Below are 13,528 nucleotides of genomic sequence, written 5' to 3'. Positions count from 1 at the left end.
CGGTATTTATCAGGAGTGGTTGCAACCGCAAGCGGTCGTTGAAGAATTCGATTTTTTACTATCGGCCGGCGGCACCGGATCGTGGCCACCGGGATTCCACGGATGGCAACGGCAGATGCGCTTGGCCGCTAGCCAGCTACCCCGCGCAGCACCATGCACTTGCAGCGCTTCCAGTGCGTAGTTCGAGCAGCTCGGATAGAAGCGGCACGAAGGCGGCAGCAGCGGGCTGATCGCCAGCTGGTAGCCGCGCACCAGGAAACGTAGCAGTTTTTTCATGATGCGGCAGATGGAGGCGGTGGCGCCGAAGACAAGGCAGGCTTGGGCGCACGCGCCGCTGCCGTTCTGGCCTGAGCGAACAGACGTGACAATTCCACCCGCAGCGCCGCTTTTAACGTCGCCGAGGTGGCAGGACCGTCCTTGCTGTTGACCGGTCTGGATAAACGCACCAGACAATCAATCGCCGGCAGGCCAGTCTGACGGAACAGTTCGCGCGTGACCCGTTTGATGGTGTTACGCGTTACTGCGCGCGGCGCAAACCGTTTGGCCACGACCACGCCTAGGCGCGCATGAGGCAGCGCACTCGGATGGGTGTAGAGCACAAAGTGGGCGCTTTTTTGCGTAGGGCGCAAACGAAAAACGGATGAAAATTCATCCGTTTTAACGATGCGCCGAACGCGCGCGAAGTCGTGTGAACCTTCGCCTGTCGAGCCGTTTTGCAAACAGCTGTCCATGCGATCAGCTAACAAGCGGTGGCTTATACAGCCAGACGCTTGCGGCCTTTTGCGCGACGTGCGTTGAGCACATCACGGCCACCACGGGTAGCCATACGAGCGCGGAAGCCGTGGGTACGCTTGCGGCGCACGACGGAAGGTTGGTAAGTACGTTTCATGTTGGTCTCGCTTAAAGCAGAAAAAAATGCAAAATCGGGTTGTGGCCCCGTCAGTTTTTGGTGCCAATGACACTTCGCGCACCTATGCCACCGATACCGGCACAAGCTGGGTCCATCTCATCGCCCGCTAAATCCACGCTTACTCCATATTGACGTCATAGTGAATAAACACGGAATACGGGCGGGGAACCCTGAATTATCAGCATTTTGCCCCCCCTTGTCAACAACTGATGACGCCGAAGACCCGCCGGCGATGCGAAAAATAAGCGTCGCGCCTGTGGATAACTTCGCCCGGCGAGAGTAGAATAGCGCGTTACGTGTGACGAACCCCGGGTTCGATCCCACCCTGATCAGTAGTACTGCAGCCGTCAAGCGCAGTGTAAGAATAGATATAAGATTCATGGAAAATTTCTGGCAGACGTGCTCCGCCCAGCTGGAGCTGGAGCTGACGCCGCAACAATTCAGCGCGTGGATTAAGCCGCTCATCCCCCTCGATTACGAGGCGGGCAAGCTGCGCATGGCCGCCCCTAACCGCTTCAAACTGGACTGGGTGAAAACCCAGTTTGCCAGCCGTATCACGGCGCTGGCCTGCCAGTACTGGGACGCCCCGACGGAAGTGCAGTTCGTGCTCGATCCGCGCCTGTCCGCGCCGAAAAAGGCCAGCACCGTTGCACCGGTTCCTGATATCAATGGCGGTGCGCCTAGCGGGAACGCGCGCATGGCCGACCCCGTGCCGTCGGTACCGGAGCTGCCCGCTTCGGCCGCACCGCGCCGCGAGCAGAGCCGCATCAATACCGACCTCACTTTCGACAGCTTCGTGACCGGTAAGGCCAACCAGCTGGCCCGCGCGGCCGCGATTCAGGTGGCGAATAATCCGGGCGTGTCCTACAACCCGCTGTTCTTCTACGGCGGCGTGGGCCTCGGTAAGACCCACTTGATCCACGCAATCGGCAATCAGGTGATGGCCGACCAGCCCGGTGCCAAGATCCGCTACATCCACGCCGAGCAGTATGTGCGCGACGTGGTAACGGCTTACCAGCGCAAAGGTTTCGACGACTTCAAGCATTACTACCACTCGCTGGACATGCTGCTGATCGACGATATTCAATTCTTCGGCGGCAAGAGCCGTACGCAGGAAGAATTCTTCTATGCGTTTGAAGCGCTGATCGCGGCCAAGAAGCAGATCATCATCACTTCGGATACCTATCCGAAGGAAATCACGGGCATGGATGACCGCCTGATCTCGCGTTTCGACTCGGGCCTGACGGTGGCGATCGAACCGCCGGAACTGGAAATGCGCGTGGCGATTCTGCTCAAGAAAGCCAAGCAGGAAGGCGTGACCTTCTCGGACGACGTGGCCTTCTTCGTGGCCAAGCACCTGCGCTCCAACGTGCGTGAACTGGAAGGCGCGCTGCGCAAGATTCTGGCCTACTCGCGCTTCCACGGTAAAGACATCACCATCGACATCGTCAAGGAAGCGCTGAAAGATCTGCTGTCGGTGCAGAACCGCCAGATTTCGGTGGAAAACATCCAGAAAACCGTGGCCGACTTCTTCAACATCAAAGTGGCCGACATGTATTCCAAGCGCCGGCCCGCGAATATCGCCCGTCCGCGCCAGATCGCCATGTATCTGGCCAAGGAGCTGACGCAGAAGAGTCTGCCGGAGATCGGTGAACTGTTCGGTGGCCGTGACCACACCACCGTGCTGCACGCCGTGCGCAAGATCGCGCTGGACCGCACCAAAAATCCGGAATGCAACCACGAACTGCACGTGCTCGAGCAAACCCTCAAAGGCTGATGCCGGAGGGTGGCAAGAGCCGTGCTTTGCCTTTATGATTTAGGCAATCTGCCCACAAGGCAAAGTTGTTAAAAATTTACGATTCAATCTTTAAACCTGAGGATAAGCTATGCAATTGGTCAAAACCACCCGAGATACTCTTCTCCGGCCACTGCAGATCGTGAGCGGTATTGTCGAGCGTCGGCACACTATGCCGATTCTGGCCAATATCCTCATCAGCAAAGAGGGCGAGAGCGTCTCCTTCCTGTCCACTGACACCGAAGTACAGATCACCACCCACGCCGACATCGGTTCCGGCGCGGAAGTGACGGGCACCACCGTGGCCGCGCGCAAGCTGCTCGACATTCTGCGCGCGCTGCCGGAATCGGGCGACGTCACCATGACGCTGCTGAACAAGCGTCTGACCGTACAGTCGGGCAAATCGCGCTTCGCCCTGCAGACGCTGGCCGCGGAAGAATTCCCCACCGTGCAGCAAGCCGACAGCTACAGCGCCAGCGTGACCCTGCCGCAGAAAACCCTGAAGCACCTGTTCAACATGGTGCACTTCTCCATGGCCCAGCAGGACATCCGTTACTACCTGAACGGCCTGCTGCTGGTGCTCGATGGTAACAACGTGATCGCCGTGGCGACCGACGGCCACCGTCTGGCTTTCTGCCAGGTGGAAACGGAGCAGACCTTTGCCCGTCAGGAAGTCATCATCCCGCGCAAGACCATCATCGAACTGCAGCGCCTGCTGGAAGAAAACGACGAGACCGTCCAACTGGATATCGCCGCCAATCAGGTCAAGCTGCGCTTCGCCGACATCGAACTGATTTCGAAACTGGTGGAAGGCAAGTTCCCTGACTACACCCGCGTGATTCCTAAGGGCTACCAGAACGAATTCACCATCGGCCGCGATGAGCTACTGCGCTCGCTGCAACGTGCCGCCATCATGACCAGCGATAAATTCAAAGGCGTGCGCTGCATCATCACCCCGGGCAGCATGAAAATCAGCTCGACCAATGCCGATCAGGAAGAGGCTGTGGAAGAACTGGAAATCGACTACGGCGGCGACAGCGTCGATATCGGTTTCAACGTCAGCTACCTGCTCGACGTGCTGAACAATCTGAAATGCGATCAGGTCAATGTGGCACTGGGCGACTCCAATTCGTCCGCGCTGATTTCCATCCCCGACAATGCCGACTTTAAATATGTCGTCATGCCGATGCGGATCTGATCCAGCCTGAGTGATTAGCATAGTTCGTCGTACCGCGTTTTTTACTGTCCAGATATAAAAGAAAGCAGCACATGTCCGCCATTCCAGCAGAACAAGCAGCAAGCGCTCCGGCCAAGACCGAAGAATACGGCGCCGCCTCTATCCAGATCCTCGAAGGTCTGGAAGCGGTGCGCAAACGTCCCGGCATGTACATCGGTGACACCTCGGACGGCACCGGTTTGCACCATCTGGTGTTCGAAGTGCTGGATAACTCGATTGACGAAGCGCTGGCCGGCCACTGCTCGGAAATCGTCGTCACCATCCATGCGGACAACTCGATCTCGATCAGCGACAACGGCCGCGGTGTACCGACCGGCCTGAAGATGGACGACAAGCACGATCCTAAGCGCTCCGCCGCCGAGATCGTGATGACCGAGCTGCACGCTGGCGGCAAGTTCGACCAGAACGCCTATAAAGTCTCGGGCGGTCTGCACGGCGTGGGTGTATCGTGCGTGAACGCACTGTCGAAAACCCTGAAGCTGACCATCCGCCGCGACGGCAAAGTGCACTTCATGGAGTTCGCCCGTGGCGTGCCCGTGAACCGAGAAATGAGCATGCAGGATGGCGTGGCTGTTTCGCCTATCAAGGTGATCGGCGAAACCGACAAGCGCGGTACTGACGTGCACTTCTGGGCTGACGAAACCATCTTCGGCGTGGTCGAATTCCACTACGAAATTCTGGCCAAGCGTATCCGCGAACTGTCCTTCCTGAACAATGGCGTCAACATCAAGCTGACCGACCAGCGCACGGGCAAGGAAGAAGTATTTGCTTTCGAAGGCGGCACGCGCGGCTTCGTCGAATACATCAACAAAGCCAAGACGGTGCTGCACCCGACCGTGTTCCAGGCTACCGGCGAGCGTCTGTCCGATCAGGGCACGAATATCTCGGTGGACGTGTCGATGCAGTGGAACGATGCCTACAATGAACAAGTACTGTGCTTCACCAATAACATTCCGCAGCGTGACGGTGGTACCCACCTGACCGGTCTGCGCGCGGCCATGACCCGCGTGATCAACAAATACATCGAAGAGCAGGAACTGGCCAAGAAAGCCAAGGTCGAAATTTCCGGCGACGACATGCGCGAAGGCCTGACCTGCGTGCTGTCCGTAAAAGTGCCGGAGCCGAAATTCTCCTCGCAGACCAAGGACAAGCTGGTGTCGTCGGAAGTGCGTGGCCCGGTCGAAGAGATCGTGGCAAAAACGCTGGCCGACTACCTGCAGGAAAAACCGAACGACGCCAAAATCATCTGCGGCAAAATCGTCGAAGCTGCGCGCGCCCGTGAAGCAGCCCGCAAGGCACGCGACCTGACCCGCCGTAAAGGTGTGATGGATGGTCTGGGCCTGTCGGCCAAGCTGGCCGACTGCCAAGAAAAAGATCCGGCCCTGTGCGAACTGTACATCGTCGAGGGTGACTCCGCAGGCGGCTCGGCCAAACAGGGCCGCGACCGTAAGTTCCAAGCGATTCTGCCGCTGCGCGGTAAGGTGCTGAACGTGGAGAAGGCGCGCTTCGAGAAGATGCTGTCGTCGGAACAGATCACCACCCTGATCGCCACGCTGGGCACCTCGATCGGCCCGGACGAATTCAACGTTGAAAAGCTGCGCTACCACCGCATCATCATCATGACCGATGCGGACGTCGACGGCGCCCACATCCGTACTCTGCTGCTGACCCTGTTCTATCGCCAGATGCCGGAACTGGTCGAGCGTGGCCACGTCTACATCGCCCAGCCGCCGCTGTACAAAGTCAAAGCCGGTCGCGACGAACGCTACTTGAAGGACGATGCCGAAGAAGCCACCTACATGATGAATGTGGCGCTGAACACGGCCGCCCTGACCCCGCGCGAAGGCGCCGATCCTATCGTCGGCGAAGCGCTGGCCGAACTGGTACGCCAGTTCAATCTGGCCAACGTCATCATGACTCGCTTGACCCGCGTGATCGACCGCGCGGCGCTGACCGCCATCATGACGGGCGTGACGCTGAATCTGGATACGGCCGAACTGGCAGAAGCTTCGGCCAGCGCGCTGAACGCCAACATCAACGACAAAAACGTCAAAGTTTCGGTACGTTCGGACGAGCTGACCGGCAAACACCTGCTGTGGATCGAGCGTATGCACCACGGTAACGTCAAAGTCAGCGCGATTGATCCTGACTTCGTACGCGGCGCTGATTACGCCGTACTGGCGGCCGCTTCGGCCACCTTCACGGGTCTGATCGGCGAAGGCGCCTACGTGCGTCGCGGCGAAGGCGAGCGCACCAAGGAATCCAGTGTGACCGACTTCCACCACGCCATGGAATGGCTGCGTGACGAAGCCGAGCGCGTGGTATCGAAACAGCGCTACAAAGGTCTGGGCGAGATGAATCCGGACCAGCTGTGGGAAACCACCATGGACCCGCAAGTACGCCGTCTGCTCAAGGTACAGATCGAAGACGCGATTGCTGCCGACCAGATCTTCACCACGCTGATGGGCGACGATGTGGAACCACGCCGTGCCTTCATCGAAAACAACGCTCTGCGCGCCGGCAATATCGACGTGTAAGCAGCCGCGCAACTAAGCTGCTTGAGATTTCAACGACGCCACCTACGGGTGGCGTCGCTGTTTCTGGACCAGATGTTCCTCTTCCCACCCAGCATTCTCGTTCTATTGAAGACAAATTGTTGAATCGCAAGACCTTCTGCCACCGCGATGGAACACTGCCTCTTCTCATCAGAGCAGGAAACCATCCAGATGAAGCGCTATACCTTGACCTTAGGCGCGACCACCACCGCTGGCGGCAAAGTGATCACCGCGTCTGGCCGTGGCAGCATTAACGGTGCCGCCATTGCTCTGGAAGGCGATGCCATTTACTGCCCAGCATGTAAATCCAACGGCAAAATTTTGTGTATCGGTGCCCGTATCGCCGAAAACTGGCGCGGAGTCCAGATCGGGCTGAGCGGCGACCTGTGCACCTGCGGCTGCAGGCCACTACCCCGACTGTCGGCAGCTCAGAAGGTGCGCTACCAAACACTTCATGACTGTCACGAGGCTACACCAACCAACTTCGGCCCCACACAGCCGCAAGCCCATCAGACCAGTAGCGAAGAGAATGACGCGCTAGCTATCAGATTTTTGGGTGAGCATGATGGCGCGCCGCTTGCACTACAACCATACCGCCTCGTATTCACCTGCAAGACTATTGAAGGCATCAGCGACGCGAACAGCTGTACCACCCCGATATCGGCCGCCGACCGTGCCCAGTTGATCGCATGGCATGTGGTCGAACTGACCTGATGCGCCACAACCAATCTGATGATCATTACCGAGCATAGGCCATGGCACAAGAAGCTGCGCTTTCAGAGCATCAACAAGACGCTGTGCCATTGCACCGCAATGTCACACCTATTGCAGAGTGCAAAGTGACTTCACGAGAAGTCGATGGCAAGCATCTCCGTACCGTCGATGTACCCATCCTCAGTTGCGCTAGCGTGTGGCTACGCTGCCAGAAGGAAGCCGAGGAATGGATCGCACCCGGTGGAAAACTGCTCACCGACCCCATTGCGCGTAATCGGCGCATCAATCGCGCCTATGCCCAGCTTTGGCTCGCCGACCATCGTTTTCAATGGGCTGGATTAGCCGCGTTCGCGTCCAAGCAGGTGGGATGTGGCCTGCTGCATTCGGCACAGAAAGTGACCGATGCGCAGCAGGAGATCAAACAAATGGCGACCAGCCATGCCTACGCCAGTAATACTGAACTAGCTTACGCCAGTGCTATGCCAGCGGGAACTAGCGCGGGCGCGGGCTATATGTTCCGCCAACTGGCGCTGGGTAATTTGGCCTTGTTCCTCGATATTTATCCGCTGCACCGGTTTTTCATGTTGCGCGGGTATCAGCATCTGGCGACATGCCTGGAAGCTAGGCGAGACATCGCCACACAAGTAATCTGGCCCGTGGATAAAGAAGTACTGAGGTTCGGCAAACCGTTTAGTGAAATCAAAAATGGCTTTGAGGCCGTTGAGCACAATCGGATTGCTGACAGCGTGCTTCAATTTGCGCAACATGAACAAGTCAACATTCTGCAAGCTGTAATCTATAACGACTTCGCTATGCGTCGAGCCTTGGATGCCAATCAGTTCGCCTGGGCCACAGGCTTTCCTTCCGGTGTAGCGGAAGCCATAGAGCTGACTCTGTCAGCCCGCTGTCACCGTGATAATGTCGGACCTTTAACAGTAGCGTTCTCGAAAAAAAGAAACGCTAAACTGTACGATCAGGAACAAAGGATGACATTTGTTCGCCAAGCTGCCGACCGGTTTGACCAGCTCCTCCAAAGCAGCGAGCGCCAAGCCATCGTATCCGACATTACCGCCATTGCAAAAGGAAATGTCACATGGTGAGCCGAAAAAAAATCATCCACGGCGCGATGACACTAATACTGGGCTACGGCGCATGGGCCTATTTTTACGAGCCGGAAGCGACCATCATCTCGGCGCATGTCGGCAAGACATTCGATCAGGTCGCACAGGACTCGACCTTTCCGATCAAGGCGCGCTCCGGTGGGGCCGCCACGGATATGCAATGGACTTACGTTAGCGAACCATCCGTCATTATCCGCTTCAGCGATCCCCGACACGGCTTTACCCTGCCGCCAACCACGTTCGCGGCAGTTACCTATATGCATGGCAAAGTCACTAGCATCTCTACTTCACCCATGCTGAAACCTTTGCCGTTCGACGAAGCCATCGAGCTACTGGCCCAATTGCAGCAGCAATTTCAGGCAGGAGGCTGGCAACCGTGGAAGGACAGCGACAGTAGCTGGTTCGACCTGACGCCCGCAGGGCGACAACATCTGCATGAAGCATTACGCACGCGAGGCTCGATAAGAGGACAGGAATTGATAGTTCCCGGCAAGTACACGATGATTTTCAGGCTGCATTGTCACGCCGGCTGCGCCAATGTGCCTGGTCCAGAACGCTATCTAATCGATATAGGCCTCGGCCATGCTGACGATGCCCCCTATGAGCGCCCCAAGCAGATAGCCCCCGCCGATGCAGACTGACTTGAACCTGAAATGTCTATCAAAGGTGGCGAAGTCCGAAGCGATGTCAGCAATGTCTACAGGAATGGCGGAAGTACGGCGAGCATCGATCTTTCCTCGCTAACATTACCGCCACTGAAGAGGGAAATATCGCATGGTGAGCCGAAAAAAAAATCACCCGCATCGCGATGGCACTAATGCTGGGCTAATCAGTGCCGCACAGACCTAAGCGATGCTGGACGATGCCTTGCCGCAGCGCAGGAGCCAGCGCGTGTTCGGAGACCATCAGCAGCGGCTGTTGCTCATACAGTTGGACCTTGGTGACGCCGTCCTTGGCCCGCAAGCAGGCTTTCAGCGGCACGTTCAGCTTACAAACGACCATACGCTCCCTAGCTATTTTTCACCCTGATCGCATTGCTTCCCGGCCCCTTACTCCTAATCAAAAAGTTGCAATTCAGTCCATTTAGACTATGGAGCGATGATTTTTAAGATGATATTGTGTCAACACAATTATCCAATCATACATCTGCATCTTTGCGGATACACGGAGAAACCATGCCATCCTTCCTCAAGACCTCGCTCTCGCTCGGCCTGCTAGCCTTATCCCTCAACGCGCATGCCGGCAAAATCACGATCGATTTCGATGACTACGGCCCCACAGTAGAAAATGGACACATCATCGATACCCGCTATGCTGGCTTGAACTGGTCCAATTTTGGCGTCATCGAAGGTAACTCGATTCCCAACACCGGCTATGAGTGGGGCACGGCTTCCGGCAAGTATGCTGCCTTTAATTCAAAAGGTGACGATGCTAGTTTCTCCAGCGGAAGCGACAAGAATTTCACGCTATACAATCTGCTGCTTACCGCTGCATGGCGTGACAGCACAGTAGAGTTCTACGGCTACGACAACGGCCAGCTCAAAAACACCCTGTCGGTCAATACCTCGGCAACCACCCCGGTTCTCGTGCACTTCAATTGGAGCAATATCGATGCTGTACGCTTGCATGTGGTCAGCAAGAACTATGGTGCGCAGCAAGTGGTCGAAAATATCAAACTGGAGTTCACCGCGCCACTGCCAGTACCAGAGCCGGAAACCTACGCCATGCTGCTTGCTGGTCTGGGCCTGATCGGCTTTGCGCGCCGCCACAAGGCAAGTCTGCGCGCTTAACGCAGATCGGCACTGCAGTAGTAGACCGTTCCGATTATAGGAACAAGCCGCGCCAGCGCTGCTGTATTCGCTTCCACACCGTTCTTTTCAAGCTGCACCGCCTGCGCGACAGGCTGGCGCAGGCGAACGATGTGGTCAAAGTCTGGCCGGCTATCGATCAGCTTGATCAGAAAGCTGCCTACAGGAATATAGCGCGCTTGCTGCCGAACCTGCAGCTGATGCTGCAGGGGGCTGAACAGCAGCACTTCATCCACGATTAACGCTGCATCGGGATAGCGCAATTTTCCATCCTGCTCGAAGTGGCCCTGATAGGCATGCGCCGTGAACTGCCGCAGGGGCATCGCTGCATCCGGGCCCAGCCGCGACAGTTCGAACTGCTCCGGTTCCAGCGTCCACAAGCCTGTTCCCGCCTGAACTTCCAGACGCACGGCTACATCGAGTTCGGCATTCGCAAAATGCACGCGCAACACCACCTGCGTATCGTGCGGCGCATGAAACATCGGCAGATGCGATGCGTACAGCCCATCCTTGTCCCCGAACAGTGCCATGCCATGCAGACCGTAGCTGGCATCCGCCGCCCAGCCCAGCATAGGCCATAGCAGCGCCAGCATGGCGAAGCAGCGCGTGCGCATCAGACCTCCACCAGCAGCTTGCCGCGATGCTCACCCGTGAACAGGGCGTTGAGCGCCTGTGGCAATTGCTCGAAACCGTGCAGCACATGCTGCTCGAACACGATCTCGCCGCGCTGTACCCATGGCCCCACGATGGCCAGCATTTCATCCATGCGGTGTAGATAATCGCGCGCGAGGATGCCCTGTATGGTGGCGCGCTGGTACAACACGTGGTGCAGGAAGCGCGGCCCCAGCGTGGGCGCGTCGAGATTGCCGTTGTACTGGCTGATCTGCCCGCAGATCACGATGCGCGCGCGCCGCTTGATTTCAGATACCACGGCATCGGTGACCATGCCGCCCACATTGTCGAAGTACACATCGACGCCGCCCGTTAGCCGACGGATCTGCGCCGCCAGCGTGGCGTGGTCGTGATAGGCGCGGTAGTCGAGCACCCAGTCTGCGCCCAGTTGTTCCTGCAGCCAGCGGCATTTCTCCGTGCCACCGGCGATCGCCAGCACGCGCGCGCCATGCTTCTTGGCGAACTGCACCACCAGCGACCCCACGGCACCGGCCGCGCCGGACACCACCACCACTTCACCGGCACGCGGCTTGCCTGCCTCGGTCAGACCGAACCACGCCGTGCGTCCCGGCATGCCGAGCACACCAAGCGCCGTGCTGACGGGCGCCAGTTGCGGATCGATCCGGTTCACGGCGGAAGCATGCAGCACGGCATGAGTCTGCCAGCCGCTGTAGCTACGCACCCAGTCACCGGGCTGGAAACCCGCCGCGTTCGAGGCCAGCACCTGTGCCACCACGCCGGCCTGCTGCACGATGCCAACCGGATGGGGCTGCGGATCATAGGTAGGCTTGCCCGACTGACCGATACGCATGTAAGGATCGACGCTGATGTAGCGCGCTGCGATCAGCAATTCGTCGCGCCCCAGCGCGGTATCGAGTGGCTGTTCGTGATAGCGGTAGTGTTCGGGGCCGACCAGATCCACCGGCGCCTGCTGGTAGATCCACTGGCGATTCAGAATAGTCATGCGTGCTTGCCTGTTGATCAAAAAGTAGGCATATTAGCGAGCGCGATACATGAACGTAAAGCAAATGATTTTCAACTTTAATGTCCCAATTGGAAAATGAACCTGTCTGACCTGCGCGTTTTTCTGGCCGTGGCGCGCCACAGTTCCCTGCTGGCCGCAGCGGAACAGCTGCACCTGACCCCGTCCGCCGTGTCCAAGGCTCTGCGCCGTCTGGAACAAAGCCTGTCGAGCGAACTGTTTGACCGCAGCACGCGCCAGTTGGTACTCAATTCGGCGGGCAAGCTATTACGCGAGCGTGGCCAGCATCTGGTCGCGCTGGCCGCGCAGACCGCAGCGGACTTACAGGGTGCCAGCGCCAGTGTAGAACTAAACATCGGCGGGCCGGCCATCCTGCTGTGGCGCGAAGGTCCCCGCCTTGCGAAGCAGTTGCGCGCCAGTTGCAAAGGGACGGTACGCCTGCAAGCCCTGTACGAGGAAGCAGCCTTGCGCGCGCTGGCACGCGGCGATCTGCATGTGGCCATCGTAACGGGTGCCGTAATCGACGGTGCCGGCGCCAACTGGTCGGCCGACTGGGACAGCCAGGCACTGGGCAGCACCACCCTGCAACTGGTGGCCAGCGCCAGCCATCCTCTGCTGGCGCAGCACCCGCCTGATGCCGACGGAACGATACAACTACCGGTAGCGCAGGTGCTGGCGCATGCGTTTGCCTGCCCCACCCGTTCGCTGTTCTGTGGACAGGAACGGGGCCAGCGTTCCGATGGCTGGCGCGATGATGTGCTACCGCGCCAGATCGCGTATCTGGCCGACGATCTGCAGTTGCTGCTGGGCTTTGTGCGGCGTGGCGAAGCGCTGGCCTACCTGCCCGAAGCAGCGCTCACCGAACCGGGTCTGGTGCGCATACGCACGCTCGATTGCCCCTTCGTCTGCAATGAATCGGTCTGGCTGGTGTGGAATCGCACAACCGCGCCAGCGTGGCTCAGTCATCTCATCGCCCAAACTGATACCGAGGGCCCGAGCACTGCTTGACAGGGCCCGTCATTCGGCGGAGACTAGTTATTAGTCACATGACCAATAACTAGTTTCATGGCCCGTCCCTCGCAAAATATCGACCAGACTCTGCTCGCCAGCGGGCGTGAGCTTTACCCGCAACACGGCTTTGCAGGCCTGTCCGTGCGCCAGATCTGTGAACATGCGGGCGCCAATGTCGGCATGTTTCACTACCACTTCCAGAGCAAGAACAACTACGTCAGCGTGCTGCTGCAAGGTCTGTATGACGAAGTGTTTGAGCAGCTGGCAGTGCAGGCCGCCCAGCAGGGTTCTGCGCTGGAACGGCTGCGCGCCGCACTCTGCCTGCTGGGCCGGCTGATACGCCAGCACGGCAACTGGATCAGCCGGGTCTGGGCCGATGCGGGGCTGGGCGAAGAAGTGGCGCGCCTATTCCTGCAACACAATGCACCACGCCACGTGGGCTTGTTGATGGCCCTGCTGGAAGAAGCCACCGAGGCCGGTGAACTGCCACCCGCTGCACCTATGCAGCGCTTCGGTTTTCTGATGGGCTCCGTCCTCACGCCCATGATCTTGCTGCCTGCCGCCATGCAGTTCCAGCTCCTGCCCGCCCAGCTGGCCGCCAGCGTCGATGCCGATGTGTTCAGCGATGCGGCGATTGCCGACCGCGTGAACCGCGCCCTCGCTGCCCTGGCATTACCCGCAACACCGCTCGCTGCCAGCCACCGCCCCACACCATGAGACAGC

Annotated in this window: 15 protein-coding genes; 9 read left to right on the top strand and 6 right to left on the bottom strand. The window is 58.5% G+C overall.

What is annotated here, in order from left to right; genetic code table 11:
- Positions 1-9 precede the first annotated feature (9 nt).
- From yidD to rpmH, 3 genes are read right to left on the bottom strand one after another with little or no spacing between them, the layout of a single operon-like run.
- Positions 10-276, bottom strand: coding sequence for a membrane protein insertion efficiency factor YidD (gene yidD, locus GM655_RS20140; protein WP_155436464.1), 267 nt, complete (start codon positions 274-276; stop codon positions 10-12).
- Positions 273-731 carry a ribonuclease P protein component gene (rnpA, locus tag GM655_RS20135; RefSeq protein ID WP_155436463.1) on the bottom strand — a complete coding sequence of 153 codons (459 nt, stop codon included), beginning with the start codon at positions 729-731 and terminating at the stop codon, positions 273-275. The genes yidD and rnpA overlap by 4 nt, the downstream gene beginning before the upstream one ends.
- Positions 732-754: 23 nt before the next feature.
- Positions 755-889 carry a 50S ribosomal protein L34 gene (rpmH, locus tag GM655_RS20130; RefSeq protein WP_010401996.1) on the bottom strand — a complete coding sequence of 45 codons (135 nt, stop codon included), beginning with the start codon at positions 887-889 and terminating at the stop codon, positions 755-757.
- Positions 890-1,289: 400 nt separating this feature from the next.
- Here rpmH and dnaA point away from each other — a divergent pair, with 400 nt between their 5' ends.
- The 6 genes from dnaA to GM655_RS20100 all read left to right on the top strand — a co-directional run bounded on the left by dnaA (position 1,290) and on the right by GM655_RS20100 (position 8,973).
- Positions 1,290-2,687: a chromosomal replication initiator protein DnaA gene (dnaA, locus tag GM655_RS20125; RefSeq protein ID WP_155436462.1), complete on the top strand. Its 1,398-nt coding sequence runs from the start codon at positions 1,290-1,292 to the stop codon at positions 2,685-2,687.
- A 109-nt stretch (positions 2,688-2,796) separates the two neighbouring features.
- Positions 2,797-3,903, top strand: coding sequence for a DNA polymerase III subunit beta (gene dnaN / locus GM655_RS20120; protein WP_155436461.1), 1,107 nt, complete (start codon positions 2,797-2,799; stop codon positions 3,901-3,903).
- Positions 3,904-3,974: 71 nt separating this feature from the next.
- Entirely contained in the window at positions 3,975-6,479 is a 2,505-nt protein-coding gene (gene gyrB, locus GM655_RS20115; protein WP_155436460.1) for a DNA topoisomerase (ATP-hydrolyzing) subunit B, read from the top strand.
- Between the two features lie 189 nt (positions 6,480-6,668).
- Entirely contained in the window at positions 6,669-7,211 is a 543-nt protein-coding gene (locus GM655_RS20110; RefSeq protein WP_196308813.1) for a PAAR domain-containing protein, read from the top strand.
- Positions 7,212-7,252: 41 nt separating this feature from the next.
- Positions 7,253-8,311: a DUF2515 family protein gene (locus tag GM655_RS20105; RefSeq protein WP_155436458.1), complete on the top strand. Its 1,059-nt coding sequence runs from the start codon at positions 7,253-7,255 to the stop codon at positions 8,309-8,311.
- Complete coding sequence (locus GM655_RS20100) at positions 8,305-8,973, top strand: hypothetical protein (protein WP_155436457.1); 669 nt, start codon at positions 8,305-8,307, stop codon at positions 8,971-8,973. Before GM655_RS20105 ends, GM655_RS20100 begins: the two co-directional genes overlap by 7 nt.
- Positions 8,974-9,157: 184 nt before the next feature.
- Here GM655_RS20100 and GM655_RS20095 read toward each other — a convergent pair whose 3' ends face one another.
- Entirely contained in the window at positions 9,158-9,334 is a 177-nt protein-coding gene (locus GM655_RS20095) for a hypothetical protein (protein WP_155436456.1), read from the bottom strand.
- Positions 9,335-9,507: 173 nt separating this feature from the next.
- Here GM655_RS20095 and GM655_RS23080 point away from each other — a divergent pair, with 173 nt between their 5' ends.
- Positions 9,508-10,122, top strand: coding sequence for a PEP-CTERM sorting domain-containing protein (locus tag GM655_RS23080; protein WP_229632663.1), 615 nt, complete (start codon positions 9,508-9,510; stop codon positions 10,120-10,122).
- Here the strand turns inward: GM655_RS23080 and GM655_RS20085 are convergent.
- Both GM655_RS20085 and GM655_RS20080 read right to left on the bottom strand, forming a co-directional pair.
- Complete coding sequence (locus GM655_RS20085; RefSeq protein ID WP_155436455.1) at positions 10,119-10,754, bottom strand: hypothetical protein; 636 nt, start codon at positions 10,752-10,754, stop codon at positions 10,119-10,121. The two genes, GM655_RS23080 and GM655_RS20085, sit on opposite strands and share 4 nt — an antisense overlap.
- Positions 10,754-11,776, bottom strand: a complete 1,023-nt coding sequence (locus GM655_RS20080) for an NADP-dependent oxidoreductase (RefSeq protein ID WP_155436454.1) — start codon at positions 11,774-11,776, stop codon at positions 10,754-10,756. Before GM655_RS20080 ends, GM655_RS20085 begins: the two co-directional genes overlap by 1 nt.
- Positions 11,777-11,872: 96 nt before the next feature.
- Here GM655_RS20080 and GM655_RS20075 point away from each other — a divergent pair, with 96 nt between their 5' ends.
- Together GM655_RS20075 and GM655_RS20070 are read left to right on the top strand one after the other, a co-directional pair.
- Positions 11,873-12,802 carry a LysR family transcriptional regulator gene (locus GM655_RS20075; RefSeq protein WP_155436453.1) on the top strand — a complete coding sequence of 310 codons (930 nt, stop codon included), beginning with the start codon at positions 11,873-11,875 and terminating at the stop codon, positions 12,800-12,802.
- A 57-nt stretch (positions 12,803-12,859) separates the two neighbouring features.
- Positions 12,860-13,522: a TetR/AcrR family transcriptional regulator gene (locus tag GM655_RS20070; RefSeq protein WP_155436452.1), complete on the top strand. Its 663-nt coding sequence runs from the start codon at positions 12,860-12,862 to the stop codon at positions 13,520-13,522.
- Positions 13,523-13,528 lie beyond the last annotated feature (6 nt).

Origin of the sequence: Pseudoduganella danionis (assembly GCF_009720775.1) — a bacterium.
Taxonomy (GTDB): Bacteria; Pseudomonadota; Gammaproteobacteria; order Burkholderiales; family Burkholderiaceae_D; genus Rugamonas; species Rugamonas danionis.
The sequence above is the reverse complement of the archived record's forward strand: the minus strand, read 5'-3'. Positions and strand labels throughout refer to the sequence as shown.

What these genes read in the sequence shown, in the direction of transcription:
- yidD (WP_155436464.1), bottom strand. Translation starts at nt 276, where the DNA reads ATGAAAAAACTGCTACGTTTCCTGGTGCGCGGCTACCAGCTGGCGATC.
- rnpA (WP_155436463.1), bottom strand. Translation starts at nt 731, where the DNA reads ATGGACAGCTGTTTGCAAAACGGCTCGACAGGCGAAGGTTCACACGAC.
- rpmH (WP_010401996.1), bottom strand. Translation starts at nt 889, where the DNA reads ATGAAACGTACTTACCAACCTTCCGTCGTGCGCCGCAAGCGTACCCAC.
- dnaA (WP_155436462.1), top strand. Translation starts at nt 1,290, where the DNA reads ATGGAAAATTTCTGGCAGACGTGCTCCGCCCAGCTGGAGCTGGAGCTG.
- dnaN (WP_155436461.1), top strand. Translation starts at nt 2,797, where the DNA reads ATGCAATTGGTCAAAACCACCCGAGATACTCTTCTCCGGCCACTGCAG.
- gyrB (WP_155436460.1), top strand. Translation starts at nt 3,975, where the DNA reads ATGTCCGCCATTCCAGCAGAACAAGCAGCAAGCGCTCCGGCCAAGACC.
- GM655_RS20110 (WP_196308813.1), top strand. Translation starts at nt 6,669, where the DNA reads ATGAAGCGCTATACCTTGACCTTAGGCGCGACCACCACCGCTGGCGGC.
- GM655_RS20105 (WP_155436458.1), top strand. Translation starts at nt 7,253, where the DNA reads ATGGCACAAGAAGCTGCGCTTTCAGAGCATCAACAAGACGCTGTGCCA.
- GM655_RS20100 (WP_155436457.1), top strand. Translation starts at nt 8,305, where the DNA reads ATGGTGAGCCGAAAAAAAATCATCCACGGCGCGATGACACTAATACTG.
- GM655_RS20095 (WP_155436456.1), bottom strand. Translation starts at nt 9,334, where the DNA reads ATGGTCGTTTGTAAGCTGAACGTGCCGCTGAAAGCCTGCTTGCGGGCC.
- GM655_RS23080 (WP_229632663.1), top strand. Translation starts at nt 9,508, where the DNA reads ATGCCATCCTTCCTCAAGACCTCGCTCTCGCTCGGCCTGCTAGCCTTA.
- GM655_RS20085 (WP_155436455.1), bottom strand. Translation starts at nt 10,754, where the DNA reads ATGCGCACGCGCTGCTTCGCCATGCTGGCGCTGCTATGGCCTATGCTG.
- GM655_RS20080 (WP_155436454.1), bottom strand. Translation starts at nt 11,776, where the DNA reads ATGACTATTCTGAATCGCCAGTGGATCTACCAGCAGGCGCCGGTGGAT.
- GM655_RS20075 (WP_155436453.1), top strand. Translation starts at nt 11,873, where the DNA reads ATGAACCTGTCTGACCTGCGCGTTTTTCTGGCCGTGGCGCGCCACAGT.
- GM655_RS20070 (WP_155436452.1), top strand. Translation starts at nt 12,860, where the DNA reads ATGGCCCGTCCCTCGCAAAATATCGACCAGACTCTGCTCGCCAGCGGG.